At 65.4% G+C, this 26,649-nt stretch carries 26 protein-coding genes and 1 tRNA gene; 12 read left to right on the forward strand and 15 right to left on the reverse strand.

Features of this window, described 5'->3' with window-relative positions; translation table 11 throughout:
* The first annotated feature begins 3 nt into the window (after positions 1-3).
* From AD89_RS0110500 to AD89_RS0110515, 4 genes are all read left to right on the forward strand, one after another.
* Complete coding sequence (locus AD89_RS0110500; RefSeq protein WP_025778646.1) at positions 4-1,764, forward strand: acetyl/propionyl/methylcrotonyl-CoA carboxylase subunit alpha; 1,761 nt, start codon at positions 4-6, stop codon at positions 1,762-1,764.
* 139 nt (positions 1,765-1,903) lie between these two features.
* Entirely contained in the window at positions 1,904-2,377 is a 474-nt protein-coding gene (gene bcp, locus AD89_RS0110505) for a thioredoxin-dependent thiol peroxidase (RefSeq protein ID WP_025778647.1), read from the forward strand.
* Between the two features lie 142 nt (positions 2,378-2,519).
* A tRNA-Leu gene (locus AD89_RS0110510) sits at positions 2,520-2,604 on the forward strand.
* Between the two features lie 200 nt (positions 2,605-2,804).
* A complete protein-coding gene (locus AD89_RS0110515; protein ID WP_025778649.1) occupies positions 2,805-3,269 on the forward strand; it encodes a GNAT family N-acetyltransferase in 465 nt (154 codons plus the stop codon).
* Between the two features lie 51 nt (positions 3,270-3,320).
* Here the strand turns inward: AD89_RS0110515 and AD89_RS0110520 are convergent, their stop codons facing one another.
* Positions 3,321-3,935, reverse strand: a complete 615-nt coding sequence (locus tag AD89_RS0110520) for a MerR family transcriptional regulator (protein ID WP_025778650.1) — start codon at positions 3,933-3,935, stop codon at positions 3,321-3,323.
* Positions 3,936-4,082: 147 nt separating this feature from the next.
* Here AD89_RS0110520 and AD89_RS0110525 point away from each other — a divergent pair, with 147 nt between their 5' ends.
* Positions 4,083-4,523, forward strand: a complete 441-nt coding sequence (locus tag AD89_RS0110525) for a DUF1772 domain-containing protein (RefSeq protein ID WP_025778652.1) — start codon at positions 4,083-4,085, stop codon at positions 4,521-4,523.
* A 4-nt stretch (positions 4,524-4,527) separates the two neighbouring features.
* On the opposite strand, the gene AD89_RS0110530 is transcribed toward AD89_RS0110525, so the two are convergent.
* From AD89_RS0110530 to AD89_RS0110540, 3 genes are all read right to left on the reverse strand, one after another.
* Positions 4,528-5,157: a maleylpyruvate isomerase family mycothiol-dependent enzyme gene (locus AD89_RS0110530; RefSeq protein ID WP_025778654.1), complete on the reverse strand. Its 630-nt coding sequence runs from the start codon at positions 5,155-5,157 to the stop codon at positions 4,528-4,530.
* On the reverse strand, positions 5,154-5,591 hold the full coding sequence (locus AD89_RS0110535; RefSeq protein WP_081770434.1) for an ASCH domain-containing protein: 438 nt from the start codon (positions 5,589-5,591) through the stop codon (positions 5,154-5,156). The genes AD89_RS0110530 and AD89_RS0110535 overlap by 4 nt, the downstream gene beginning before the upstream one ends.
* An 80-nt stretch (positions 5,592-5,671) precedes the next feature.
* On the reverse strand, positions 5,672-6,301 hold the full coding sequence (locus tag AD89_RS0110540; protein WP_025778658.1) for a TetR/AcrR family transcriptional regulator C-terminal domain-containing protein: 630 nt from the start codon (positions 6,299-6,301) through the stop codon (positions 5,672-5,674).
* A 131-nt stretch (positions 6,302-6,432) separates the two neighbouring features.
* Between AD89_RS0110540 and AD89_RS0110545 the strand changes: the two genes are divergently transcribed.
* Positions 6,433-8,079, forward strand: a complete 1,647-nt coding sequence (locus AD89_RS0110545) for an amidohydrolase (RefSeq protein ID WP_025778660.1) — start codon at positions 6,433-6,435, stop codon at positions 8,077-8,079.
* Between the two features lie 15 nt (positions 8,080-8,094).
* The gene (locus AD89_RS0110550; protein ID WP_025778662.1) at positions 8,095-9,456 is read left to right on the forward strand and encodes an APC family permease; all 1,362 of its coding nucleotides are present in this window, start codon (positions 8,095-8,097) and stop codon (positions 9,454-9,456) included.
* A 122-nt stretch (positions 9,457-9,578) separates the two neighbouring features.
* Here AD89_RS0110550 and AD89_RS0110555 read toward each other — a convergent pair whose 3' ends face one another.
* Positions 9,579-10,208, reverse strand: a complete 630-nt coding sequence (locus AD89_RS0110555; protein ID WP_231488581.1) for an HAD family hydrolase — start codon at positions 10,206-10,208, stop codon at positions 9,579-9,581.
* 163 nt (positions 10,209-10,371) lie between these two features.
* On the opposite strand from AD89_RS0110555, the gene AD89_RS0110560 reads away from it, so the two are divergent.
* Both AD89_RS0110560 and AD89_RS0110565 read left to right on the forward strand, forming a co-directional pair.
* Entirely contained in the window at positions 10,372-10,719 is a 348-nt protein-coding gene (locus AD89_RS0110560) for a PadR family transcriptional regulator (RefSeq protein ID WP_025778666.1), read from the forward strand.
* Positions 10,716-11,687, forward strand: a complete 972-nt coding sequence (locus AD89_RS0110565) for an HAAS signaling domain-containing protein (RefSeq protein ID WP_025778668.1) — start codon at positions 10,716-10,718, stop codon at positions 11,685-11,687. The genes AD89_RS0110560 and AD89_RS0110565 overlap by 4 nt, the downstream gene beginning before the upstream one ends.
* A gap of 56 nt (positions 11,688-11,743) precedes the next feature.
* On the opposite strand, the gene AD89_RS0110570 is transcribed toward AD89_RS0110565, so the two are convergent.
* The 6 genes from AD89_RS0110570 to AD89_RS0110595 all read right to left on the reverse strand — a co-directional run bounded on the left by AD89_RS0110570 (position 11,744) and on the right by AD89_RS0110595 (position 19,429).
* The gene (locus AD89_RS0110570) at positions 11,744-13,012 is read right to left on the reverse strand and encodes a class I SAM-dependent methyltransferase (protein WP_025778670.1); all 1,269 of its coding nucleotides are present in this window, start codon (positions 13,010-13,012) and stop codon (positions 11,744-11,746) included.
* Positions 13,013-13,065: 53 nt separating this feature from the next.
* Positions 13,066-13,347, reverse strand: a complete 282-nt coding sequence (locus AD89_RS0110575) for an HPr family phosphocarrier protein (RefSeq protein ID WP_025778672.1) — start codon at positions 13,345-13,347, stop codon at positions 13,066-13,068.
* Positions 13,348-13,468: 121 nt separating this feature from the next.
* Entirely contained in the window at positions 13,469-15,139 is a 1,671-nt protein-coding gene (gene ptsP / locus AD89_RS0110580; protein ID WP_025778674.1) for a phosphoenolpyruvate--protein phosphotransferase, read from the reverse strand.
* Positions 15,140-15,177: 38 nt separating this feature from the next.
* On the reverse strand, positions 15,178-17,418 hold the full coding sequence (locus AD89_RS0110585; RefSeq protein ID WP_025778677.1) for a PTS fructose transporter subunit IIABC: 2,241 nt from the start codon (positions 17,416-17,418) through the stop codon (positions 15,178-15,180).
* Positions 17,415-18,638, reverse strand: a complete 1,224-nt coding sequence (locus AD89_RS0110590; RefSeq protein WP_025778679.1) for a 1-phosphofructokinase family hexose kinase — start codon at positions 18,636-18,638, stop codon at positions 17,415-17,417. Before AD89_RS0110590 ends, AD89_RS0110585 begins: the two co-directional genes overlap by 4 nt.
* Positions 18,635-19,429, reverse strand: coding sequence for a DeoR/GlpR family DNA-binding transcription regulator (locus AD89_RS0110595; RefSeq protein ID WP_025778681.1), 795 nt, complete (start codon positions 19,427-19,429; stop codon positions 18,635-18,637). The genes AD89_RS0110590 and AD89_RS0110595 overlap by 4 nt, the downstream gene beginning before the upstream one ends.
* 296 nt (positions 19,430-19,725) lie before the next feature.
* Here AD89_RS0110595 and AD89_RS0110600 point away from each other — a divergent pair, with 296 nt between their 5' ends.
* The gene (locus AD89_RS0110600; protein WP_025778682.1) at positions 19,726-20,136 is read left to right on the forward strand and encodes a universal stress protein; all 411 of its coding nucleotides are present in this window, start codon (positions 19,726-19,728) and stop codon (positions 20,134-20,136) included.
* Here the strand turns inward: AD89_RS0110600 and AD89_RS0110605 are convergent.
* Positions 20,108-21,082 carry a GlxA family transcriptional regulator gene (locus AD89_RS0110605; protein ID WP_025778684.1) on the reverse strand — a complete coding sequence of 325 codons (975 nt, stop codon included), beginning with the start codon at positions 21,080-21,082 and terminating at the stop codon, positions 20,108-20,110. The genes AD89_RS0110600 and AD89_RS0110605 overlap by 29 nt on opposite strands.
* An 81-nt stretch (positions 21,083-21,163) precedes the next feature.
* On the opposite strand from AD89_RS0110605, the gene AD89_RS0110610 reads away from it, so the two are divergent.
* Positions 21,164-22,480, forward strand: a complete 1,317-nt coding sequence (locus AD89_RS0110610) for an APC family permease (protein WP_025778686.1) — start codon at positions 21,164-21,166, stop codon at positions 22,478-22,480.
* Positions 22,481-22,486: 6 nt separating this feature from the next.
* Here AD89_RS0110610 and AD89_RS0110615 read toward each other — a convergent pair whose 3' ends face one another.
* From AD89_RS0110615 to sucC, 3 genes are all read right to left on the reverse strand, one after another.
* Complete coding sequence (locus AD89_RS0110615; RefSeq protein ID WP_035320492.1) at positions 22,487-23,566, reverse strand: threonine aldolase family protein; 1,080 nt, start codon at positions 23,564-23,566, stop codon at positions 22,487-22,489.
* Between the two features lie 303 nt (positions 23,567-23,869).
* On the reverse strand, positions 23,870-24,766 hold the full coding sequence (gene sucD, locus AD89_RS0110620; protein ID WP_025778691.1) for a succinate--CoA ligase subunit alpha: 897 nt from the start codon (positions 24,764-24,766) through the stop codon (positions 23,870-23,872).
* Between the two features lie 18 nt (positions 24,767-24,784).
* Positions 24,785-25,954: an ADP-forming succinate--CoA ligase subunit beta gene (sucC, locus tag AD89_RS0110625; RefSeq protein ID WP_025778692.1), complete on the reverse strand. Its 1,170-nt coding sequence runs from the start codon at positions 25,952-25,954 to the stop codon at positions 24,785-24,787.
* Positions 25,955-26,151: 197 nt separating this feature from the next.
* Here sucC and AD89_RS0110630 point away from each other — a divergent pair, with 197 nt between their 5' ends.
* Positions 26,152-26,646 (forward strand): MarR family winged helix-turn-helix transcriptional regulator, encoded by a 495-nt coding sequence (locus tag AD89_RS0110630; RefSeq protein ID WP_025778695.1) that lies wholly within the window; start codon positions 26,152-26,154, stop codon positions 26,644-26,646.
* The last annotated feature ends 3 nt before the right edge of the window (positions 26,647-26,649 follow it).

Raw genomic sequence — 26,649 nt, forward strand, 5'->3', positions numbered from 1 at the left:
ACAATGTCGAGAATCCTCATCGCCAACCGCGGCGAGATCGCCGTCCGCATCATCCGCGCCTGCGCCCAGCACGGCCACACTTCGGTGGCTGTTTATGCTGATCAGGACGCCGACGCCATGCATGCCCGCCTTGCCGACGAAGCATTCGCCCTGCCCGGGACTTCGGCGGGTGAGACCTACCTCAACATCGATGCGATCCTGACCGCCGCGAAGTCCGCCGGCGCCGATGCCGTCCACCCCGGGTACGGATTCCTGTCCGAGAACGCCGATTTCGCCGCCGCCGTCGAAGCCGCCGGGCTCATCTGGATCGGCCCGACCACGGAGACGATCACGGCCCTCGGCGACAAAGTCACGGCCCGTCAGCTCGCGCAGAAGGTCGGTGCCCCCTTGGCGCCGGGCATCGACCGTCCCCTGGAGAACGCGGCCGAGGTCGAGTCCTTCGCCGCCGAGGCGGGACTGCCGATCATCATCAAGGCCGCCCACGGCGGCGGCGGACGCGGAATGAAGATCGTCCACGAGCCGACCGAGGTAGCCGGTGCCTTCGAATCGGCGACCCGTGAGGCCGTCGAGGCTTTCGGTCGGCCCGAGTGCTTCGTCGAGAAGTTCCTCGAGCGTCCCCGCCATGTCGAGGTCCAGATCGTCGGAGACGGTCAGGGTCGGGTCGTGGCCGTCGGTGACCGCGACTGCTCCGCTCAGCGGCGCAATCAGAAGCTCATCGAGGAAGCGCCCGCCCCGGGACTGACGGATGAGCAGCGCGAACGTCTGCACCGTTCGGCCGAAGCCATCTGCGCCGAGGTGGACTACCGCGGTGCCGGCACCGTCGAATTCCTGCTCGCCGCCGACGGCACCATGACGTTCCTCGAGGTCAACACCCGGCTACAGGTCGAGCATCCCGTCACCGAGGTGACCTCCGGGGTCGACCTCGTCGCCGAGCAGTTCCGCATCGCCTTCGGTCACGGCCTGTCACTGGAGGCGACCCCGCAGCCGGTCGGTCATGCGATCGAGCTGCGCATCAACGCCGAGGATCCCGGCCGCGGATTCCTCCCGACTCCGGGACGCATCGATGTCCTCGATGTGCCCGGCGGCCTCGGTGTGCGCTGGGATTCCGGTGTGCGTGCCGGTGACACCGTGCAGCCGGCCTTCGATTCCCTCTTCGCGAAGCTCATCGTCCATGGCCCCGACCGCGAGCAGGCGATCGCCCGCACTGTGACAGCGGCGAAGGAGCTCCATGTCGAGGGCCCGGCCACCGTGGTGCCGTGCTCTCTGGCGATCCTGCGTGATGAGGCATTCACCGGTCTCGGCGTCGCCGGTGTCGATGGCATCCACACCCAGTGGATCGAAGCCGAGCTGCTGCCGCGCTTCGAGCCCCAGCAGCGCCCGGCCCCGGTCGCCGACGGTCAGATGCAGCGCATGTCGATCGAGATCGACGGGAAGCTGACCACCATCGGATTACCCGCCGGACTGCTCGCCGCCCTCGGCTCGGTCGGTGGGGCTGGACAGGGCAACGTCGGTCAGGGCGGTGCCGCCGGGAACAATGGAGCCGCCTCGGCGAGCGCCGGGGATGTCACCGCACCTGTGCCGGGCAGCCTCGTGGATTTCCTCGTCGACGACGGTGCGACAGTGGCAGAAGGTGACGGGGTCGCCGTGCTTTCGGCGATGAAGATGGAGACACGCGTCGAAGCACCCGTGGCGGGAACGTTCCGTCGGTCGGCGGCCGTCGGCGACGTCGTGTCGGTCGGGCAGGCCATCGCACGGGTCGACTGAGACGGCGGGCCGCCTCGGCGAAAGGATCGGTCGAGGTGGTTGCGTACATCGGTCGAGGCATCGGGCCCGGCAACGGAATAGAGTGGTGGTCAGCAATGGTTGTCCAAGTCGGAGACCACCCCAATCAGGAGGAGCATTCATGTCACGTCTGTCGGTCGGCGACACCGCCCCGGAGTTCACCCTCGTCAACCAGGGCGGAAAGTCCGTGAGCCTCAGCGATTTCCGAGGTCAGCGGGTCGTCGTGTACTTCTACCCGGCCGCTATGACCCCGGGCTGCACGACCGAGGCCTGCGATTTCCGGGACTCGCTCTCGGCACTCAAGGCCGCCGGAATCGCCGTCGTCGGCATCTCCCCGGACAAGCCGGAGAAGCTGCAGCAGTTCATCGAGAAGGAGGGGCTCAACTTCGACCTTCTCTCCGATGAGGACAAGACGATGATGACCGAGTGGGGTGCCTTCGGCGAGAAGAAGAACTACGGCAAGGTCGTCCAGGGCGTCATCCGCTCGACCGTCGTCGTCGATGCCGAGGGCAAGGTCGAACTCGCCCAGTACAACGTCAAGGCCACCGGGCACGTCGCCCGCGTGCGCAAGGAGCTCGGCATCGACGCTGCCTGAGTCGACTGCGACTTCGTCGCATTGCCCAGGGAGCGGCGGCGGCGCGATCGCGGCCTGAGCATCGGGGCGGTCCGAGTTTTCAGCAACTCGGGCCGCCCCTGCTAATCTTGAGGACGTTGTGGCCGCGTGGGTGGCCGCTTCAGCGCGAGTGGCGGAATTGGTAGACGCGCTGGATTTAGGTTCCAGTGTCTTCGGACGTAGGGGTTCAAGTCCCCTCTCGCGTACCACGGACCCCGGGGCGGAAGTCGACACGCTTCCTCCCCGGGGCCTTTTTCTGTCTCTTCGTGAGCCGCATGCGACGAGTTCCGGACGATCCGTGCGGAATCTGCCGCACACTTTCAGCACACATCGTCCGGAACTCCGCTTGAACAGATGCGGAGAACGTAATGTGGTCAGTGCTGCACCGAACCGAGTGAGAGGACTGCCGATGACGACGTTCCCGGCCCCGACGATCCGCCCCGCCGCCCCGGCCGACGAGACCCGGTGGAAGGAGCTCTTCCGTGCCTACCGCGAGTTCTACCGACTGGAACCGTCCGAGGAGGTCGTCTCCCGCGTATGGGGCTGGATCATCGATCCCGATCATGAGTGCCAGGGACTCGTCGCCGAGGCGGCCGGAACGATCATCGGAATCGCCGACTATCGTCGTTTCTCGCGTCCCTCGACCGGCAGCGTCGGCATCTGGCTCGACGATCTCTTCACCGATCCCGAGGCGCGCGGCCGAGGTGCCGGACGCGCCTTGATCGCGCACCTGCAGTCGCTTGCGGGAGCCGAAGGCTGTTCGGTGGTCCGGTGGATCACCGCCGATGACAACACTCAGGCTCAAGTGCTCTATGACGATGTCGCAGCGAAGACGAACTGGCTCACCTACGACGCGAAGCCGGCACAACTGTGATCGATGGGAGCAATGGGTCTGAGGCTGTCGCCCAGACCGAACCGTTCTCTGTCAGCTCTCGTCCGAGCGAGTGAGGTCCTGCGCGAAGTGCTGCTGGGCAAGCAGGACCAGCGCCTCGAGCAGTGGTGTCCGCAGCACACTGCCGAGGACGACTCCGCGGATCCGCCCCTCCAGGCTGACGGCGTCGCTGATCGCGTCGAGGTCGGTCCGGCCGACGTCTTCTGCCGCTTCGACATAGGCGTCGAGCCGTTCGAGGAGCGGAGTCAGGCCCTCGTCGGACAGCATGGCAATCGCGTTCACGGCCGCCCGATAGGCCGGCGATGAGGTCGCGCAGCGCCATCCTCGCGCGGTGATCGCACGGTCGAGGATCGCCGAGGCAGCCGTATCGTCCGTCTCGGCCTCGCCGATGAGCGCGTCCTGGGTGACGCCCATCGCTTCGATCTCCGAAGCCTGCCCGTCCACCGCATCGACGACGGCTCGCACCTTCGCCAAGGGCAGTCCGGCCACCGACGTCATCGCCCGGATGAGGCGCAGCCGCTCGAGATGAGTTCGATCGTAGACGGCTTGATTCACGCTCGTCCGTCGTCCCGGCTGCAGCAGCCCTTCTCGCAGGTAGTACTTGATGGTCGGCACACTGAGGTCCGAACGGCGGGACAGCTCCGCCATCCTCATCTCCGGTCTGTCCGTCGGCTCCTGCATCGCCCTCTCTTCCCGGCACCGCCAGCAATTTTGTGTGACTGATCTTGCTCGACCTTAGCAGATACCTCTACTATCTATTACGGATAGTTGAACTACCTATTAGAAGGAGAGGCCATGGACGCCGTCGCATTGGCCGCGGTCCTCGTCACCGGTTTCGTCGGCTCAGCGGAGTTCGGGTCGGCTGCCCTGGTCCACCCGGTGATCCGTCGACTGGGGACGGACGATCAGCTCATCATGGAGAAGGGCCTGCTGAAGACGTTCGGCCGGGTGATGCCGGTGGGGATGACCGCGGCGACTGCGCTTGCCATCATCATTGCCATCGATGAGTCCAACGTCTGGCTGGTCTCAGCTGCAATCAGCCTCGGCGTCGCTCTGGTCGTGACGATCGTCGGGAACGTCCCGATCAATTCCCGGACGGGACGGATCACCGAGGAGACCGCCCCCACAGGTTTCATCGCCATGCGCAGACGGTGGGACGTCTTCCAGATCGTGCGCGCTTCGCTGCAATTGCTCGGATTCGTCCTGGTGACGGTCGGCGTCGTCGGATTCGGCTGAGGTTTCAGTCCATCCGTCGCCGGAGCTCGGCGACTCCGCTCCCGGTCAGATCTGTCAGTGCCTCCGGCCGGCCGGCCATGGCCAGGACGAGGTCGAGGACACGACCGGTCACTTCCGGCCCGCTTCCGGATTCGAAGTCAGCGTCGACAGCACTGAGCTTCAGCCCTTTGACCAGGGTCTTCGAGTTCACAGCGAAGTCCTTCGAGCCGAAGTATCGGGCCACCTCGACTGTCGCCTCGGCGTCGGGGGTCAGGTCGCGTTCCAGTGGTCGTGCGATGTCCTGTCCGTGGACGATGACTTCGCCGAGGAAGGCCGGGAAGTCTTTGGTCGGCGCGATAGTCAGTGGGATCGAGCTGTGGAACTTCGCAAGGGTCTCCTCTGGTGAGTCACCGAGGCGGCGCTCGAGCAGTCGCGCATTGTGTTTGGCAGGATCGAATCCCGCCCGGACGATGCTGCGGGTCCAGGCCCACTTCCCGGTGTTGGCTGCGGCTGTCAGGTGGGCGACGACCTGCTCGACCGTCCAGTCTGCACACAGAGTGGCGAGCGCCCACTGCGCGGGTTCGAGTGTGGTGAGCAGATCGGCCAGGCGCGCGCGTTCCGTGTGGATGAGGCCCCAGTATTCGGTCTCGTTCATCTGCTCGTCTCCTGTGATTCGTCGCCGAAGACGCTGACGGGCGCTTCGCCGTCAGCACTGAAGACTAAACGGAAGCGTTCGCAGACGACCGGCATCTCGGTCGAAAATCCGCGTCGACCATGCTCTTGCCAAAAGCGCTCATGGATTTCGCGCCATGCGGCGAGGGTTCGGTCGCCCTCCCCTTCCGAATGGGCATGCTCGGCGGTCACCTCGTAGAACGGAACGATATCGATCGCCGTGGTTTCGAGGAGGGCCCTCGGTCGGCCACGTCCGTCGAGGATGATGCTCAGTTCACCCACCTCGGGGACGGATTCGTCATCGGCTTCGATGTCCCACAGCGCCGAGGCGGTGCCGGTCTTGGTCCCAGCCAGCACGAGAGCGAGGAGGTCGTCCGCATGCTCGGGAGTCGCGCCGAAGGCCCATGCTTCGGGCATCGCCTCCGGTAGGTCGGGGATGCAGCTGCGGACCCGCACCCAGAACGAGTCGAGTGTGACATCGAGCCTTGCCGAATGACTCACGACACAGCCTCAAGCCGATGCTTCAGACCTTGGATCAGGCTAGTCAGCCCAAACTCGAAGGACGCCACCGCTGACGAGTTCTCGCCGAATTGAGGATCCAGCGCACCTCGAATCTCCGCAAATCTGTCTCCGGCCGATTCCTGAGTGATGAGGTCGACCGGAGCGACGATGTCCAGAGCGGAACCGAGGACATAGGCTTCGACAGACCGCATCACCGCCACAGTCTGACCCTGCGGCCATCCCCCTCGACGAAGTCCACCGATCACGGAGTCATACATTTCATACGTTGAGAGGTCTCGAATCGAGGTCGTGGCCAGCAAACGGATGAGGTTCGGATGGTTGGCAAAAGCCCTGAGATACGACCGCGCCCACAGCTCCAGAGCTCTGTCCCACGGCACGCTCTCCGACGAACCCTCGATCCCAGCAAATACTTGAACGTCGATTCCAGCCACGATACGCGCGCGCATCAACTCGATGAGTTCACCTCGGCCGGAGACATGGTTGTACAGAGAGGACACCTGCCGGTCGACGCGAGCCGCCAGAGTTCGCATCGACAATGCCTCTTCGCCGAGGTCGTCGACAAGCGCGAGCGCGGCATCAACCAGCCGGCCCTGATTCAATCTCACAGAATGCTCGCTCTCAATTTCGCACTTCCTTCCACCTTTCGAGCAGTGTATCGTGTTCCCAGTCACGCACGAACACTGTTCGTCACAGCGCAGAAATCACCGGTCACTCGCATTGGAGCAGGAGGACGGCCATGAAGATTCAGCACTTCCACAACGGCATCATCTGGTTGGGCGCCGGCGCCCGAACTGAGGATTCCCTTGTGGTTCAAGACGGCACTGTCGTTGCCTCTGGTTCACATGCGGTGGCGGCCGTCCTCGATCAAATTTCGAGCCACGACGGCGCAGAGCTTGAGTCAATAGACCTCGATGGCGGGTTCCTCATGCCGTCCTTCGGCGACGGCCATGCTCATCCGATCTTCGGTGGCATGGAAGCAGAGGGCCCACAGGTGAGATCGTGCACGAGCGTCGAAGAGATCATCGCCGAAGTGGAACGGTACGCCGAGGCGCATCCTGACGACGACTGGATCACTGGTGCTTCATATGACGGCAGCCTCGTACGTGACGGTCTCTTCGACGCCGAATGGCTCGACAGGGCCGTGCCCGACCGACCGGTCGTCCTTCGTGCCTGGGACTACCACACCGTGTGGTGCAATTCTCGAGCATTGGAACTGGCAGGGATCACCGCCGCAACCCCGGAACCGCAGATAGGCGAGATTCCTCGCCGAGACGACGGCTCACCGCTGGGCACTCTGCGTGAATGGGGTGCGGTAGATCTGATCGATGCTTTTCGTCCGCCGCACCACGAATCCGTCCGACTCCGCGCTCTCGATCGGGCAGCCGAATATTACCTCGCTCGAGGCGTCACTTGGGTCCAGGACGCGTGGGTGGAACCAGCCGATGTCGAGACCTATGTGTCCGCCTCTCAGCAGGATCGGCTCAAACTGAGATTCAATCTCGCGTTCTACGCCGATCCCCGCCGCTTCACGCAACAACTGCCCGAAATGCTTTCTGCGCGCCAAAGGATCGAGGAACTTTCGGATCCATTCCTGACCGCTCGGACCGTGAAGTTCTTCGCCGACGGAGTCATCGAGAACGAAACCGGTGCACTCATCGAGCCCTACTGCACCTCCCTTCACAACCACGGCATGCGAGTCTGGGAAGGAGATTCGCTGGCGGAAGCGGTTCGCGAGGTCGACGCGGCAGGGTTTCAGATCCACATCCACGCCATCGGCGACGCGGCCGTTCGACAGGCATTGGATGCCATCGAGTACACAATCCGGCACAACGGAGCCCGTGATCGGCGGCCGGTGATCGCACATGCCCAGATCATCGACTCTGCCGACCTGTCCCGCTTTGCTGAACTCGGCGTCATCGCGAATATGCAGCCTCTGTGGGCTCAGCTCGATGACCTCATGACGGTACTCACCGTCCCCCGGATCGGCAGAGAACGCGCCGTGGCCCAATATCGGATGCGCAGTGTCCTCGACAGCGGCGGGCACCTAGCGTTCGGGTCGGACTGGCCCTGTACTTCAGGGGCACCACTCGAGGGTCTCGCCGTTGCCGTGAGCAGACAGACCGACGACGGTGAGCCCGACGGCGGGTGGACTCCCGAAGAGATCCTCGACATCGAACGCTCTCTCGACGCCTATTCGGCCGCGGTGGCCCACCAAGCATTTGCAGACCAAAGATCCGAAGAGTGGGGAGTGATCCGTCCAGGTGCGAGCGCCGACTTCATCATTCTCGGTACGGATCCTCGGAAACTGCTCCCACAGGAACTGTCTGCAACCCCAGTTCGCCGCACATACCTGCGCGGCGTAGCCGTCCATTCAGCGGACTGAATCGAAAGGACAATGATGTCCCGTTCCAATCACACCGTCACCGCCCCGGGCACCGCCGAGACCCACTTGAAACGAGCCCTCGGGGTACCTTCACTCGTCTTCTTCGGCCTCGTCTACATGGTTCCGCTGACGGTCTTCACGACTTACGGAATCGTTACTCAGATCACCGGCGGTCGCGTCCCAGCCGCTTACATCATCACCTTGCTGGCAATGGTGTTCACCGCCAGGTCATACGCGAAGATGGCCGGGGCGATGCCCTTCGCCGGTTCGGCATACACGTACACGCAGAAGAGCTTCGGAGCCGGAATCGGCTTCGTTGCCGGTTGGGCACTGCTTCTTGACTACCTGTTCCTACCGATGATCAATTATCTCGTCATCGGCATCTACCTCAGTGCGGCCTTCCCCGTGGTCCCGGCGTGGGTCTTCGTGGTCTCTGCCATTGTTCTCGTCACCGTCCTCAACGTCATCGGAATCGTCTCCGTTGCACGGGCCAACATCGTCATCATCGCTGCTCAAGCAATCTTCATCGTTGTCTTCGCCGCGCTCGGCATCGCCTCATTCACCGGATCCGGTTCTGTCGACCTCACCGCCCCATTCACCGGTGACGGCTCGGCACCCGGATTCGACAATGTCATGGCCGGCGCAGCGATACTGTGTCTGTCATTCCTCGGCTTCGATGCGGTCTCGACTTTGTCCGAGGAAGCCAAGGACGCGAAGAGAGCAGTCCCCCGCGCAATCGTCATCGCCACTGTCACCGGCGGCCTCATCTACATTGTTCTTTCATACCTGGCTCAGCTGGTCTACCCGTCGAATCAGTTCGCCGATGTCGATTCAGGCGCGCTCGACGTCATGGCGGCGGCCGGCGGCGAATTCCTCACCGCCTTCTTCACCGCCGCCTATGTCGCCGGAGCATGCGGCTCAGCTCTGACCTCGCAGGCATCAGTCTCACGCATTCTCTTCGCGATGGGTCGAGACGGCGTGCTCCCGAAAAGCTACTTCGGCCGCTTGTCACCGCGCTTTCACACACCCACGATTGCGACTCTCACAGTCGGCGGAGTCTCTCTGCTTGCGCTCGCCGTCGACCTCGCATTCATATCGGAGATGGTCAGCTTCGGTGCTCTGATCGCGTTCTCAGCAGTGAATCTGTCGGTCATCAAACACTTCATCATCGACGAGAAGAACCGTGGTTCACGTGCTGTTCTGAGTTACATCGTTCTGCCGGGAATCGGATTCTGCCTAACCTTGTGGCTGTGGACGAGCTTGTCTCCACGGACTCTGCTCATCGGCGCTATCTGGCTGATCCTCGGAGTCGGTTACCTCGCATTCGTCACACGGGGCTTCCGGAAGCCGACACCGACGCTTGACCTCGCGGATTGAAGCTTCCGCACCCAGCCTTCGGAGCTCGCCGTCGATTCGGATCAGCCGGAAGCCGCACAGCACGACTGAGCAAAGCCACGATCGCCTGAGTCGGGGCCGAACGGCAACGACGGCGGCTCCGCTCACGCAGCCCCGCGAAGAAACGTCTCGATCGCCTCGATCGTCGACGGGTTGTCGCGGTGCACGATCGCGTTCATGCCCACGGCACGAGCACCCTCGGCGCAGATCTCGTGATCATCGATGAAGAACACGTCGCTCGCATCGACACCGATCCGCTCGAGCGCATTCTCATATGCTTCCGGTTCGGGTTTGAGCAGACCGGTTTCGTGACTGTAGAGGATCGGGTCAAAGACTGCACTGAACCCGAACCGGCGCTCCTCTTCATAACGTGCCCCGTCCACCGAGTTCGACAGGATCGCCACCCCGGCACTCGAACGGAGCTCGGTTGCATAGTCGAACAGCTCAACGTTGAGCCTGCCGCAGTATTCGTTCCACATCTCGGCGCGCATGGCTTCGGCCTCTGCTGGTTCCATATCGAGAGCCCGCCCGGTCCGAGTCCAATACTCGGTCTCGAGGTTCGAACGGCGCGAGATATCCGGCAGCTCCGCCGCGATCAGCCGCGCCCGATATTCCTCGAGACCGAATCCTGATCGCTCCTGCCACCGCGACTGGAACCTCGCACCCCAGGCGTCATCATCGACGACCTCCAAGACTCCCCCGATGTCGAAGAGCACCCATTTTCTCGCACTCATGAAGCAAGACTACCTGCCGATGCCTTCGCCGCCTCTTTGGCGAATAGCCCAATTCAGGGTGGGCAGCCCAGGTTCAAACATGGGCTGCTCACCCGAAACTGGGCCGCAGCGAAAAATACCCCTCCTCTTGTAATAGTGTGTGTCACACACTATCGTGTGATGCATGAACGAGGACTCACAGAAGGCATTGGCCACACACGAACAGGAGCTGCGACGCGGCACCGTGGTCTTCGCCAGTCTCGTCGCCTGTCGACGGCCGCAGTACGGCTACTCGCTGCTGACGACGCTGACCGAAGCAGGCATCACCACCGAGGCCAACACCCTCTACCCCCTCCTGCGACGGCTCGAGAAACAGGGCCTGCTGACGGCCGAATGGAATACCGAACAAGCCCGCCCCCGCAAGTACTACACGCTCACCGACAGCGGCGCCGAAGTCGCCGCCGCACTGCACAGCCACTGGCTCGAACTCAACTCCAGCATCACCCAGCTCTGGAAGGACGGAACACCATGAGTGCGCTCACCGAAATCTACGTCGACAACGTCACCCGCCACCTGCCTGAAGACTCCCGTCCCGACATCGCCGCCGAGATCACCGCCACGATCGACGACATGGTCGAAGCCCGCCTCGGCGAGGATGCGGCCGCGTCCCCGGATCGCACGGCCGCCATCGAACGCGAGGTTCTCGAAGAGCTCGGTGATCCCGTCGCGCTGTCTCGGGAGTACTCGAACTCCCCGCAGCACCTCATCGGGCCCAATTCCTACCCGCTCTATATCTGGTCGCTGCGCTGGGTATTGCCCATCGTCGGCCTGCTCGCCGTTCTCACAAACGTCGTGACCACCATCGCCGTCTCCCCCGAAGTCCAGATCGGAGAGATCATCGGCAAGACGGCCGGCAACACGGTCATCGCCCTGCTGACCGCCTTCGCCGCCATCACGATCATCATCGGCCTCGGCGACCGCGGAACGGACGGCGGTGCGGCCGAAGCGATGCAGAAACGACAACCGGGCACGTGGACGGTCGATGACCTCGATCGTCGCGATTCCCACGGCAAACAGATCCGCGCCGAGGCAGGCCTCGGGCTGGTCTTCATCGTCGCCCTGGCATCCGTCCCGCTCATCCCGACGACCCTGCTCTACGTCGGTCACCTCAACGATGGGGAGACGTTCATCAACCCCGACCTCGGCGTCGGCTGGCTGGTCGGCTACTGGGCCTTCCTTGCCCTCATGGCCGCCGTCGAGATCATCAAGTTCACGACCGCCTCGGCGAAACCGGCCGTGGCCCTCATCGGCGGAATCGTCGACGTCGCCATGGCCGTCTTCCTCACCATCGCGCTGCTCACTCAGCCGGTCCTCCACCCCGAGCTCACGAACACCGCGAACGCCGACATCCAGCAGATCATCACGGTCATCGCGATCTGGATCATCGTGATCTGGGACCAGGTGAGCACCTGGCGGATCTATCGCCGCAATCGTCGGTGAGGTTGTGCGGTCGGGACGGCCACCTGCCGTCCCGATCGCACAGCTGCCGAGAGATCTCAGCCGCGGCGGCTGGCAATGACCGTGAACTTCTTGTTCCGGGCCAGCTGCCGACTCGGTCCGATGATCGATTCGAGCCGATCCCGGTAGCGCAGGTGCGAATTGAACACCGTGAGCACCTGCCCGCCCGGAGCCAGATGCTTCGCGGCCGTGGCCATGAGCGCCGCGGCCGTCTCTGTCTCGATGGTCGTTCCCTGATGGAACGGCGGATTGAGCAGGACCAGGTCGAATTCGCCCAGGTCCGCGAGCGCCGGCTCTTCCCGGTCCGCGGCATCACCGAGGATGATGTCGACGTCGACTCCGTTCGCCTCCGCTGTGGCCCTCGCCGAGGCGACCGCCGCCTTCGACACATCGATGCCGAGTCCCGTATTCGCTCCCGAGGCCCGCGTCGCTGCTGTGAGCAGCCAGCCGTTGCCGCAGCCGAGGTCGAGCACGGATTCCGGCGCCTCGTCGTCGAGCAGTCCCAGCAGTGAGTCGATGAGCAGCGCCGAGCCCTCATCGCTCTTCGTCCCGGAGAAGCAGGCCCCATGTGCACGGACTTCGAACTCGCCGACGCCGCGACGGGAGATCACCCCGCGGCGTGGGAACTCCGGCAGGCTCGGCGAGGACAGGGGACGGCTGCCGATGATCATCCGGTGCTTGCCGACCCCGGGCGAGACATCGACTCGGCCGAAGCCGCGGGCAAGTTCCTTGTTGAGGCCGCGACTCATCGCATCGCTGCGGCCGATGACGATGATAATGCTCACGAATGGCTGTAGCACCGCGATCGTCTCGGTGAGCGCATTCGTCGCCTTCGGAGCGTTGATGACGGCCCACGTCTCCCCCACACCGAGTTCGGCCAGTCCCGCGATCTCACTGAGCTCGCTCACCGCCAGTACGGGGGCCGCCTCGGTGACGGCCTCCCCGGGGAATTCGCCGGCTCCGGCCAGGGACTCGACCGTCGCGGCCAAGGTCCGTGCCTCGTCGAGACGGTCGTTGTATGTGCATACCTGAGTCAGACGGCTGAGCAGGGTCGCCTGCAGACCGTGCGCATCGTCGACGAGGATGAGGTTCTCGGGGACCTCGGCTGAGAGTTCGGCGGCGACAAAGGTGCCTTCGGTGTCTCGGCCCGAGACGTCGAGGGCTCCGCAGCGACGACCGATGACGTAGTCGATGAGCATCCGGGCCTGCGGCAGGCCGGGCATGTCGATCAGCTGTGGGGACTCCGCCAGCAGGTCCCGGCTGCGGTGGGCGGCGGCGGAGTCAGGGGGCAGCAGGGAGGCGGACATTCGATCAGTCTAGACTGAGCGGACCGGTCGCCGCTTCCTCGCGGGTGTGCCGCTCAGCCTTCGGCGTCGTGGTCGGTCTCGATGAGCTGCTTGAGGTCGGCCAGTGCTTCGTCGGCTCCGTCACCCTCGGCGCGCAGAACGACCTTCTGACCGTATTCCGCGCCGAGGCCCATGAGGGAGAGCACGCTGGCCGCATCGAGGGCGTCCTCGGCCGGTTCTCCCTCCAAGGCGATGGTGATCTCGAGGTCATAGTCTGCGGCGGCCTCGGCCAGCAGTGCTGCTGGACGGGCGTGCAGGCCGACGGTGCTTCCGACTGTTGCGATGGTCTCTGCCATGAGTTGTCCTTCCTGATCAGACCGGCCGTGGTTCGGCCTGCCCGGTGTTTCGGCGTTTCCTGTTGGTGGTGTCTGTGGTGGTGCTGAGTATGTCACGGGGTCACTCCCCCGACGGCCGGACTCACAGCCCGAGCTCGTCGAGGATCGGCAGCTCGGCTCGCACCGCGGCCTTCGCCTCGCTCGGGCTGCGCGCCGCAAGTGCACTGCCGGCGATCTGCTGTGCCCGCTCCAGGGAGACACCGGACAGCACCTCGGCGACGGCAGGCAGCGCTCGGGGCGCCATGGACAGGCTGGTGACTCCGAGACCGACGAGCACGACGGCCAATGCCGGATCGGCTGCGGCCTCTCCGCACACGCCCACCGACTTCTCCGCCGCAGCTCCTTGGGCGGCGGCCATGCCGATGAGCTGCAGGACTGCCGGCTGCCAGGAGTCACTGAGTTCGGCCAGACCGCCGAGCATGCGGTCGGAGGCCATGACGTACTGGGTGAGATCATTCGTGCCGATGGACGCGAATTCGACTTCCTCGAGGATCGTGGCGGCCTGCAGCGCCGCTGAGGGGACCTCGACCATGACACCGGCGGTGGGGAGTCCTGCCGCACGGACGAGTTCTGCGAACTGCCGGGCCTCCTCCGCGGTGGCGATCATCGGAGCCATGACGTGGACGGTCACCGCATGCTTCGAAGCGGCCAGCGCGATCGCCTCAAGCTGACGTTCGAGGACTCCCTGAGCCCTGCGGCTGGTCCGGAATCCGCGTACACCCAGGGCCGGGTTCGGTTCATCGGAGTCGGTGAGGAACGGCAGAGGCTTGTCGGCTCCGGCGTCGAGAGTGCGCACGACGACTTTGTGATCGTCGAAGGCCGCGAACACCTGCCCGTAGGCGTCGGCCTGTTCCTCGACGCTGGGTTCGGTGTCGCGATCGAGGAAGCAGAACTCGGTGCGCAGCAGTCCGACACCTTCGGCACCGGCGGCCGCCGCTGCCCGTGCCTGAGCGCCGTCGCCGACATTCGCACGCAGCGGAATCCGCGTGCCGTCTGCCAGCAGACAGGGTCCCGTGAAGGACTGCAGCCGTCCGGCCGTCTCCACCCACGCTTCGACGAGTTCAGTCTCCGACGCTCCGGGTTCGGTGCGCAGGATGCCCGCACCGCCGTCGACGAAGACGGGTGTGCGGTCGGTGATCTCGCGGACTCCGGTGGCTGCAACCACGGCCGGAATGCCCAGCGATCGGGCGAGGATGGCCGTATGGCTCTGTGGCCCGCCCTCTTCGCAGACGAGTCCGATCACAAGCTCGGGATCGAGCGTCGCGGTGTCGGCGGGAGCGAGGTCGGTGGCGATGAGCACGAACGGCTCTGTCGAGTGCGGGATGCCGGGTGCCGGCACTCCGCGCAGGTGGGCGACGAGTCGGGCACGGACGTCGAGGACGTCGGCTGCGCGTTCGGCCATATAGCCGCCGAGCTTCTCCAGCTGGGCTGCGGTTTCCGCGGCCACCGTCCAGACTGCGGTTTCCGCGTCGGTGTCGGACAGGCGTTTGATCGCCGTCTTCACCAGGGTGGGGTCTTTGGCCATGAGTGCGGTGGCCTTGAGTACGTCGCGGGCGTCTCCGGTGACGGTCTCCGCCCGCTCACGCAGTTCGGCGTGGACGGCGGCCGAGGCTTCACAGATTCTGTTCGCCTCCGCCTCGGTGTCGGCCGGGGCCGGCTTCGCCACGGGTGCGGACACGGGTTCGGGCATGGTCAGCGCCGGGGCGATGACCCGTCCGGGCACGACTCCGATGCCTGAGATCTCTAAGGACATCCCCATTCCTTCCTCTCTTGCCTCTCGCACTATGGCGTTCAGACTCGCGTGGCGTCAGCGTTCGACGATACCGGTTCAGTCGGATTCGCCTCGTCGGCTGAACCGGATCCGGTGGTCGAACCGGTCGTCGCGGCTGCGGTCGCGGTCGCTGCGGACGGGGCGGTCGCCTCGGCGAGGCCTGCCGCTCCGCCCTTGCGGACGAAGATCTTGAGCGCGAGCACGAGCAGGGCGCTGATGATCGTGCCGACGACGACGGAGAGCAGGAACAGCAGGAACGAGTCGATGGCGAAGAAGACGAACACTCCGCCGTGCGGGGCCTGGCTGGTGACGGAGAAGGCCATCGTCATGCCGCCGGTGACGCCGGCTCCGACGACCGATGCGGGGATCACGCGCAGCGGATCGGAGGCGGCGAAGGGAATCGCGCCTTCGGAGATGAACGCGGCGCCGAGCAGCCAGGCGGCCTTGCCGTTCTCCTTCTCCGCCTGGGAGAAGATGCGCGGGCGGACGGCGGTGGCCAACGCCATGGCCAGGGGCGGAACCATTCCGGCGGCCATGACCGTGGCCATGATCTCCCACGGCACGGGGTTCTCGACGGAGCCTGCGGCGAGCCCGGCTACGGCGAACGAATACGCGACCTTGTTGACGGGGCCGCCCAGGTCGACGGCCATCATGGTGCCGAGGATGAGCCCGAGGATGACGGCGGCGGTTCCCGTCATCGAGCTCAGCCAGCTGTCGAGGCCCTTGGTCAGGGCGCTGATCGGTCCGCCGAGGACCATGAACATCAGCCCCGAGGAGACGAGGGAGGCCACCAGCGGAATGATGACGACGGGCATGAGTCCGCGCAGCCACCTCGGTGCGGCGAAGGAGCCGATCCAGTGGGCGATGTAGCCGGCGAGGAGTCCGCCGATGATGCCGCCGATGAAGCCGGCGCCCATGAGCACGGCGACGGCGCCGACGGTGAAGCCGGGAGCGATTCCGGGCCGGTCGGCGATTCCGAAGGCGATGTATCCGGCCAGGGCGGCGACGAGGAAGCTCATCGACAGGTTGCCGATCTGGAAGGCCACGGCGCCTAAGTAGGCGCCGACGGGTCCGAGGGCCAGGTCGCCGTATTCGGTGGGCAGATTCCACAGGGAGTTGCCGAGGACGATGTCCTCGGCGTAGTCGGGGATGTCGAAACCGCCGAGGAGGAAGCCCAAGGCCATGAGCAGCCCGCCGGCGGCGACGAAGGGGATCATATAGCTGACGCCGGTCAGCAGCACACGTTTGAGATGGGCGCCGACGCTTTCGCGTGAGCCGGACTGCGCATCGGACGAGTCGTCGGCGGCGTGAGCGGCGGTGAGCCTGCGGCCGTTGGGGGCGTCCGCCTCGGCGAGGGCCTTCGTGATGAGGCCCTGCGGATCATCGATCCCGGCCTTGACCGGCACCTGCACATAGGGTTTGCCGGCGAACCGTGCCTTGTCGCGGACGTCGACGTCGACGGCGAAGACGACGGCGTCGGCGGCATCGATGACGGCTTGGTCGATCGGGGTCGTGCCGCTCGATCCCTGGGTCTCGGTGACGACGTCGATGCCCATCTCGGAGCCGGCCTGGGCGAGCGCGTCGGCGGCCATATAGGTGTGAGCAATTCCCGTCGGGCAGGCCGTGACGGCGACGACGCGGCGGGGATTGTCGGTCGAGGATGCGGGGGATTCGGTGGGGGCCGCTGATGTGGGGATCGGCTCGGTGGTGGTCGGCGCTCCGCCGGTGGTGGTCGGCGCTCCGCCGGTGGGGGTCGGCTCGGTGGTGGTCGGCGCTCCGCCGGTGGGAGTCGCCTCTTCGGGCGTCTCGCGCAGGCCCAGTGCGGTTTCGACGAGGTCGACGATCTCCTGCTCGGTTGCAGCCGCGCGCAGTGAGGCGACGAAGTCCTTCTTGACCAACGATCGCGCGAGCTTCGACAGAAGCTTGAGGTGGTCCTTGCCGGCGCCTTCGGGGGCGGCGATCATGAACACGAGGTCGGCGGGGCCGTCCTTGGCACCGAAGTCCACCGGAGGGTTCAGTCGGGCCATCGCGAGGCTGGGTTCGGTGACCGCCTCGGTGCGGGCGTGCGGGATGGCGATGCCTCCGGGAACACCTGTCGGGGTCTTCTCTTCGCGGGCGATCGCCGCGGCGGCCAGCCCGTCGGCTGAGTTCGCGCGGTCCTGTTCTGCGATCTTGGCGGCCAGGGCGCGGATGACAGCGGACGACTCCGTCCCCTGATCCGCGTCGAGGATCACCAGTTCTGTTGTGATGAGCGATGTCATCGTGCCTCCTCGGTTTCGGGGACTGTGCCCTCATGTCGGTGGGAAGAGTCGTCGGTGGGTGCGGCAGCTTGTGCTGCGGGCGCGGCTGCTGGTGCTGCCACGGTTGGTTCAAGTGGTGTCACGGTCACCGCGTCGGTCCGCGCGTCCTCCGGGCTCGGCACTCCGGTGCCGCGCAGCCCGGCCGCCGCGGCCCCATAGGCGACGGCCTGGGCCAGCGCTGCACTGGGTTCACGACCGCCTGTCAGTCCGAGCAGGTACCCGGCCAGGGTGGAATCGCCTGCGCCCACGGTGCTGACAACGTCCATCGGCGGATGCTGGGCATGCCACGCGGTCTCCGGCTGGGCGAGGACTGCTCCACCGGCGCCCAGAGTTGCAAGGATCGATCGTGGGTGGGCGCCGCCTGCCGTGAGCAGAGCCGATGTGGCGCGGGCTGTGAGCTGCGGTGAGGATTCCAGGCGCCCGGCGATCGCGAGCAGGTCTGCGGTTTCGAGGGGTGCGGCAGACTCATGCGCTTCTGCGGTCTTGCGAAGTTCGGCGGCCTCGAACGATTCGGTCGCGCCTCTGTCGCTGTCCGGCCGAGCGTCGCCCCGGGGTTTTCCGGCGTTGAGGAGACCGGCAGCCCGCAGGAGTCCTGCGGCACTGAGGAGTTCGGCGAGTTCCTCGGCGTTCGGTTTGATGAGATCCGGTGAGGCCGTCAGGGCCGCAGCCAGTGGAGCACCGGACGTGTCGACGGCGATCAGCGGCGGCTCGTCGAGCCCACGGATGCGTTCGATGGCACGGGCGTAGAAGTCATCATCGACTCCCGGCGGCAGCGACCCGGCCAGGACAACCCAGCTCGCGCCGGCGGCCTGGTCGGCAACGAGGTCGAGCAGTGCGTTCTGGGACTGCGGGCTCAAGAGTGAGCCTGGTTCGTTGATCTTCGTCGTCGTGCCGTCGGGTTCGGTGACGGTGATATTGGACCGCAGCGGTGTGCCGGTGGGAATGGAACGATGAGCCAGTCCGATCGCGTCGAGTCCGGTGAGCACCGGGTCGTCGACGTCTCCGGGCAGGACCGCCAGAGTGTCACGATCGGCGGCGGCCACGGCACGGGAGACATTGACTCCCTTGCCGCCGGGCTGCTGTCCGGCCCAGACTGCGCGCTGAACCTGACCGCGGAGAACCGGGCCGGGCAGTTCGATGGTCCGGTCGAGGCTGGGGTTGGCTGTGAGGGTGAGGATCATGGAGTGACGACCTCGACTTCCGCGGTCTCCAGGTGGGTCGCCATCGGCTCGTCAGGCGCTTCGTCGGTGATGAGAACATCGATCTGGTCGAGTTCGGCGAACCGCACAAGCGAGACGGCATCGAACTTTGCGGAATCGGCGAGCACGGCGACCTTACGTCCGGAGTGCACGAACGCCGACTTCGTCGCCGCCTCGTCGTGGTCGGGCGTGGAGACGCCGTCGTCGCTGAGTCCGTTGGTGCCGAGCACGGCGAGATCGACGCGGTGGCCGTCGATGGCCGTGATCGTCTGCGGTCCGACCATGGCCCGGGTGACCGGGCGGAAGCGGCCGGGCAGAACGAAGATCTCGACGCCGGGAGCACCGGCCAGACTGTCGATGACGGACAGCGAGTTCGTGATCACGCGCAGCTGTCGCGGGGACTGTCCGGCGGACTGACGCGCGGTGGCTTGGTCTGCGATCGCACGGGCGAAGGCCGCGCAGGTCGTGCCGCCGTCCAGGGAGATGCTCATCGTCTCCTCCAGCAGACTCAGTGCGGTCCGGGCGATCGCGGTCTTCTCATCGAGATTGTGGATCTCACGGTCGCCGAAGGTCGGCTCTTCGAGGCTGTGGGGACGGCACGGTACGGCTCCCCCATGGACGCGCTGGAGGGCTCCGGCCTTTTCCAGGGCGGCGAGGTCGCGTCGGACGGTTTCCGTGGTGATGTCGAAATCGGCGGCCAGATCGGTGACATTGACCCGGCCTGCTTCGCTGACCAGCTCAGCGATGCGTCGTTGCCGTTCTTCAGCGAACACGTCCGGCCCTTTCCTACTCGCGGCTCATCGTCGTTCAGGCGAATAACCACGTGGCTATCTGTTGGTTTGACTGATAGTAGGACTCTATTCACGTGCTGTCAATCACGTTCCAACATATACCCAATTATTCCAACATTCCGTTCATGCAGACGGAGCAGAGTAGCGTCGGTGAGGGGATCGGCAGTCGGCGGGTCAGCTGCGGAGCCCTCCCTGCGGAGTGAACAGCCACCCGTCCGAACAGGGCGGATATGCTAGTAGTTGAGAGAGCTTCGTCCAATGTCGCACCAGGAGAGATCATGACAATCCTCGTCGGTTATTCCCCCTCGCCCGAAGGCAAGGCCGCTGTCGAATTCGGCATCGAGCAGGCCCGCGCATTCGACGACGTCCTCGTCGTGCTCAATGCCGGAATCGGTGAGACCCCCGACGAACGCGGTGTCGCCACCAGCAAAGACATCGAGGAGCTCAAGGAGACTCTGAAGTCCTCCGAAGTCTCCCACGAGATCCTTCAGTTCCTCCGCGGCAACGATCCCGTCGAAGAGCTGCTGGCGCTGGCCGAGGCGACCTCCGACACCCGCATGATCGTCATCGGATCACGCCGCCGCTCCCCCGTCGGCAAGCTCATCATGGGCTCGACGGCCCAGCGCATCATCCTCGACTCCGACGTCCCCGTCGTCTCCGTCAAGGTCGACCGACGGAAGAAGAAGTAGCCGCGGCGAAGGACTCCCGATACTGCGAGGGGCTCGTCCCGACCGAGCGGCGGAAGTGCTCACGCAGCTGGGTCGCCGACGAATAGCCGACCTTCCGCCCGATCGCCTCGATCGACAGATCGCTGACCTCGAGCAGCTCCTGCGCTGCGCGGATCCTCTCCTGGGTGATCCACTGCAGCGGTGTCGTTCCGAGCTCCTGCTGGAACCGTCTGCCCAGCTGCCGTACGGACACGTTCGCGTGCCGGGCCAGGGCAGGGGCGTCGATGTCCTCGCCGAGGCGGCTCGCCGCCCACTCGAGCGTGGCCGAGAGCCCCTGATCGGCGGCGGCGGGAACCGGCCGCTCGACGAACTGCAGCTGGTTTCCGCTGCGGGCCGGTGCGACGACCATCCTCCGCGCGATCAATCGCGCCGTCGTTGCTCCGATCTCGCGTCGGACGATGTGCAGACAGGTGTCGATCGCCGCAGCGGTGCCCGCGGCTGTGACGATCTGCCCCGCATCGGTGAACAGGTTGGCCTCGACGACGTCGATGCGTGGGAAATCGCGTGCCAACTGGTCGGCGAACAGCCAGTGAGTGCTCGCCTGACTCCCATCGAGGAGGCCCGCACCGGCGAGCAGGAAGGCACCGCTGCACAGTGAGACGATCACGGCTCCCTCCGCATGGGCACGGCGGAGGGCCGCTCGTTCCGCCTCGGTGCCGGTGTGGGGCAGGCTGGCGCTGACGATGACGACGTCTGCTCCGTTCAGGCCCTCGAGATCGTGCGTGGATTCGATCCGCACTGCGGAGACGTGCTTGGTCTCCAACCAGCGCGGTCCGCTCTCCGAGCAGACGCGGAAGTCGATCGGCGGTGACCCAACTTCCGTGCGGTCGATCCCGAAGACCTCGGCCGTGACGCCGAATTCGAAGAGGGAGAGTCCGTCTCTGATGAGCACTGCTGCGGTGAACATCGTCCCATTATGACCGAAAACCGGTGAGACGTGTCGTTTAAGACACTCGTGGTTCTCTGCGATCGGCGGTTGAGTGGAGTCATGACTTCACCACGCGCCTCTGCGACCTCGGTCGCAGCATCACAATCGCCCGCGCCGAGGTCCCCCGACGGGCACTCGACGGGGTGGGCCAGGATCTGGTCACTCGGACCGGGAGTCGCCGCAGGTCTGTCATCCGTCGTCGGAGCCGGACTCATCGCGGTGCCGGCCGCTGTCCTGCATGAGTCCGGAGCCGCGGCCGCTCTCACCTGGATCATCGCGGCGCTCGTCTGCCTGCCCATGCTCATGCTCTTCGGCGACACCGTCACCGCCTCGGGGCACAGCGCCGATCCTCTTCGCGAGACGATCAGGGTCGGGCTGGGGCGTCGTCCCGCGGAGATGGTCCCCCTCATGTTCTCGATGGTCGTGGTCGTCGGACTGCCCTCGGGGTCCGTGATGGCGGCGCGGAACCTCGCGGCCATCATGGCCATCGACGTTCCCGAGATCGCGATCGCCGCCGCGCTCATGGCCTTCGCCGTCGTCGTCAATCTGCGCGGCCGGTCGCTGGGCAGCACTGTCGAGCGCGTCGGCGCGGTGGTCCTCGTCATCGCCATCGTCGCGGTCGTCGCCTGGTCTCTGCTGCACCCGAGCCGAACGCCCGACGTCGTCCCCGACATCCCCGAGCTGGCCCTCATCCCCGCCGGGGCGCTCATCGCGTTCTGGGCGTTCATCGGCTTCGAGAATCTCACCTTCCTCGCCCGTGAGCTGCCGGATCCACGGCGTGACTTCGCCCCGGTGGCGATCATCTCGCTGGCACTGCTGCTGGTCCTCGTCCTCACCCTCACCGTGGCCGTTCAGGCGCAGTCGAGCCAGGTCGATCCGGTCACCGGGATCGTCGACGCTCTGCGGTCCACGCCGTGGGGAGGAGTCGCCGCAAGCGTCCTGGCCGCCATGGGGATCCTGGCGATCACGCTCAATGCCGTGGCCTGGACCAGGGGCGTGGCCACCATCGTCGCTGTGGCCGCGACGGAGCGGATTCTGCCGCGGTCCTTGGCCGTCGAAACCGGTGCGACGCCGCGCCGGGCCATCCTGGTCCTCAGCGTCGGATTCACGGTGTCGCTGGTGATTCTCCTGGTGAGACCGGATCTCGTCGTCGACATGATCGGCGCGGCCAGCGGCGTCTTCGTCATCATCTACATCATGTGCATCGTCGCCTACGTCCGCACCGCCGGACTGCGAGTGTGGAGCGTGGCCAATCTCGCGCTCGTCCCGCTCATGGCATGGTCGCTCATCGCATCGGGGCCCCGCGCGATCTTTCCCGTCGCGGTCTTCCTCGTCGCCGGTGCGGTCACCCTCGCCCGGGCCCGAAACCGAGCTTGAGGTCCTTCAGTCACCGACGATGGCGGCGACCAGGGTGTCGACGTCCTCGGTCGTCGTATCGAACGCACACATGAGGCGGACGATGTCCTTGGCCAACGGCCAGTCCGCGAAGGCGAACGTCTGCCGGGCCCGGGCGGCCACCTCGGCGGGCATCCGGACGAACACGACGTTCGACTCGACCTTCTGCACGATCTCGAGCCCGGGGACACGGTCGCGTTCGGCCGCCTCGGCGAGTCTGTGGGCAAGGTGCTGCGCCATCGCATTCGACCGGGTGGCGGAGTTGCGCCACAGATCGCCCTCGTACAGTGCGTTCAGCTGAGCGGAGAGGAAGCGCATCTTCGAGGCCAGCTGCAGGTTCATCTTGCGCAGGAATCGCATTCCGTGGCCGATGTCGGGGTTCAGAACGACGACCGCCTCGGCACCGAGCAGGCCGTTCTTCGTTCCGCCGAGGCTGAGGATGTCGACTCCGACCACAGTCGTGATGTCGCCGAGTCCGACGCCGAGGTGGGCGGCGGCATTGCCGAGTCGGGACCCGTCGACGTGGAGGATCATGTCGTTCTCGTGCGCGGTGGCCGCGATCGCCGCGATCTCGTCCGGGGTGTAGGTCGTGCCCCATTCGGTGGACTGGGAGATGCTCACGGCCAGCGGCTGCGCATTGTGTTCGTGGCCGCGGCCGATGATCGCACCCGTGATGGTTTCGGGGGTGAGTTTGCCGTTCTCGGTGGCGGCACCGACGATCTTGAGCCCGCCGACCTTCTCCGGGGCTCCGGTTTCGTCGTAGTTGATATGCGCCGAGGCGGCCGTGATCACTGCGGCCCACCGCGGCAGCGCCGACTGCAGGGCCAGGACATTGGCTCCGGTGCCGTTGAAGACGGGGAACGCCTGGGCCTCGGGCCCGAAATGGTGGGCCATGATGTCGCGGAAGCGCTGTGTCCACGGGTCGCCGCCGTAGCCGGGCGTGTGGCCGACGTTGGCCTCGGCGATGGCGGTGATGACTTCGGGGTGGACTCCGGCCCAGTTGTCGGAGCCGAAGTTGCGCGGGTGCGCGGTCGGTCTGGTGTCGACGGGCGGGGCGGCGGTGCCGATGTCGGGGAGGGTGTCCGCGGGGTTCGTCGACGGCGTTGTCTGATCAGGTGTCTGGGAGTTCACGATCTCAGACTAGTACGTGTCGCGCGAGGTGCGCGGTGCGGTCCACGCGCGGCGAATTGTCCGGAGTGGAGTCACCGGCGTCACGCACCTCTCCATACACCCGCTGGCTCAACGTGCATGCGCAGAGCATTTATGCCGTGCGCGGCGCCTGCACTTTGAGCCAGCTGGTATGCACTGAGAGCGAGCCAGCCGGTCGAAATCGGCTGGCTCGCCCTCAGCAGCGGTTGCGTCTCACGCGACTCAGGCGAGGAGTCCGCGCATGAGTTCGGCGGTCTCGGTCGGGGTCTTGCCGACCTTGACGCCTGCAGCCTCGAGGGCTTCCTTCTTGGCCTGAGCGGTTCCCGAGGAGCCGGAGACGATGGCGCCGGCGTGGCCCATGGTCTTGCCCTCGGGAGCGGTGAAGCCTGCGACGTAGCCGACGACCGGCTTCGTCACGTTCTCCTTGATGAAGGCGGCGGCACGCTCTTCGGCGTCTCCGCCGATCTCGCCGATCATGACGATGGCTTCGGTGTCAGGATCGGCCTCGAAGGCTTCGAGCGCATCGATGTGCGTGGTGCCGATGACCGGGTCTCCGCCGATGCCGATGGCGGTCGAGAAGCCGAGGTCACGCAGCTCGTACATCATCTGGTAGGTCAGGGTGCCGGACTTCGAGACGAGGCCCAGCTTGCCCTTCTTCGTGATGTTGGCCGGGATGATGCCGGCCAGCGACTCACCGGGGGTGATGATGCCCGGGCAGTTGGGCCCGATGATGCGGGTGGCGTTTCCGGCCGCCTGCGCACGAGCCCAGACCTCGGCCGAATCCTGCACGGGGATGCCCTCGGTGATGATGACGAGCAGACCGATCTTCGCGTCGATGGCCTCGATCGCGGCGTCCTTGGAGAATGCCGGCGGCACGAAGGCCACGGACACGTCAGCACCGGTGGCTTCCATCGCCTCGGCGACGGAACCGAAGACGGGGAGTTCGACCTCGTTGCCGTCCTTGTCGTTGTGCGTCACGGTGGTGCCGGCCTTGCGGGCGTTGACACCGCCGACGACGTTCGACCCGGCGGCGAGCATACGAGCGGTGTGCTTCGAGCCCTCTCCGCCGGTGATGCCCTGGACGATGATCTTCGAATCGGAATTCAGGAAGATAGACATTGTTGTAGAGACCTTTCCTTACTTGGCAGCAGCCAGTTCGGCGGCCTTGTCGGCTCCACCGTCCATCGTGTCAGTGAGCGTGACGAGCGGGTGCGCTGCCTTCTGCAGGATGGCGCGTCCCTGCTCCACGTTGTTGCCGTCGAGGCGGACAACGAGCGGCTTGGTGGCCTGGTCGCCGAGGATCTCGAGGGCCTTGACGATGCCGTCGGCCACAGCGTCGCAGGCGGTGATTCCGCCGAAGACGTTGACGAACACGGACTTCACCTGGTCATCGCCGAGGATGACGTCGAGTCCGTTGGCCATGACCTCAGCCGAGGCGCCGCCTCCGATGTCGAGGAAGTTCGCGGGCTTGACGCCGCTGTGGTTCTCACCTGCGTAGGCGACGACGTCGAGGGTCGACATGACCAGTCCTGCGCCGTTGCCGATGATTCCGACCTCACCGTCGAGCTTGACGTAGTTGAGGTCGAGCTTCTTGGCCTTGAGTTCCAGCGGGTTCTCTGCGCTGATGTCGCGCAGCTCCTCGTGCTCCTCGTGGCGGAAGTCGGCGTTGTCATCGAGCGAGACCTTGCCGTCGAGGGCGATGATGTCACCGGCACCGGTCTTGACCAGCGGGTTGACCTCGACGAGGGTGGCGTCTTCCTTTTCGAAGACGGTCCACAGGCTGGTCAGCACGGGGGCGACCTTCGCGGCGGTGTCGGCGTCGAAGCCGGCCGCCTCGGCGATCTCTGCTGCCTTGGCATCGTTGATGCCGTCGATGGCGGACACGGGGATCTTGGCGAGCGCTTCCGGACGTTCCACCGCCAGCTGCTCGATCTCCACTCCGCCTTCCTTCGAGCACATGGCCAGATAGGTGCGGTTGGACCGGTCGAGGAGGACGGAGAAATAGTACTCCTCCGCGATATCGGCACCTTCGGCAATCATCACCTTTTCGGTGATGTGGCCCTTGATGTCGAGTCCCAGGATGTCCTTGGCACGCGCCTCGGCCTCATCGGGGTTCTTGGCGACCTTGACGCCGCCGGCCTTTCCACGGCCGCCGATCTTGACCTGTGACTTGACGACGACGACTCCGCCGCCAAGATCCTCGGCGGCCTTCTTCGCTGCTTCTGGCGTCGTCGCGACCTGGGCCTTGAGCACGGGCACTCCGTGCTTCTCGAACAGGTCACGTGCTTGATACTCGAAAAGATCCACGTGTATTCCTTCGCTCTCACTGCCGGGTGGTTGGCCCCTGCAGGTTCGTTGACGGATGCAACAACCAAGGACAACCATATTCCCAAACGCACCCGTCCATCCAAACCTGCAGGTTAAACAGACCCTGAGCGTAAGGAATCTCTCGTCAAAAAGTATCTTTGCGCTCAAGATTCTTGATATGGACGTAAAATCGATTCATGGACGAAGTGGATCGAATAGTCGCAGCCTGGCGACGTGAGCGTCCGGATCTCGACGTCTCCCCGATGGAGATCCTCTCCCGCGTCTCGCGTCTGGCCAGACAGTTGGACCTGGCACGGAAGTCGAGCTTCTCCGACTACGGAATCGAGGGCTGGGCCTTCGACGTGCTCTCCGCCCTCCGTCGAGCCGGTGAGCCCTATCAACTCTCCCCGTCGACACTGTTGCAAGAGACACTCGTCACGAGCGGCACCATGACCAATCGCATCGACCGGCTCGTCGCCCGCGGTTGGGTCGAACGCCGCCCCGACCCCGGCGATCGGCGCGGAGTGCTCGTCCACCTCACCGAGAGCGGCCGTGCCACCGTCGATTCCGCCCTGGCCGATCTGCTGGTGAAGGAGCGCGAGATCCTCAGCGGACTCACCCCCGCCGGCAGCCGCAAACTCGCCGGACTTCTGCGCGAGCTGTCCACCGGCTTCGACGGCAGCGAGGACTGAGCC

It is taken from the genome of Brevibacterium sp. VCM10 (assembly GCF_000583215.1).
In the GTDB taxonomy this organism is placed as follows: Bacteria; Actinomycetota; Actinomycetes; order Actinomycetales; family Brevibacteriaceae; genus Brevibacterium; species Brevibacterium linens.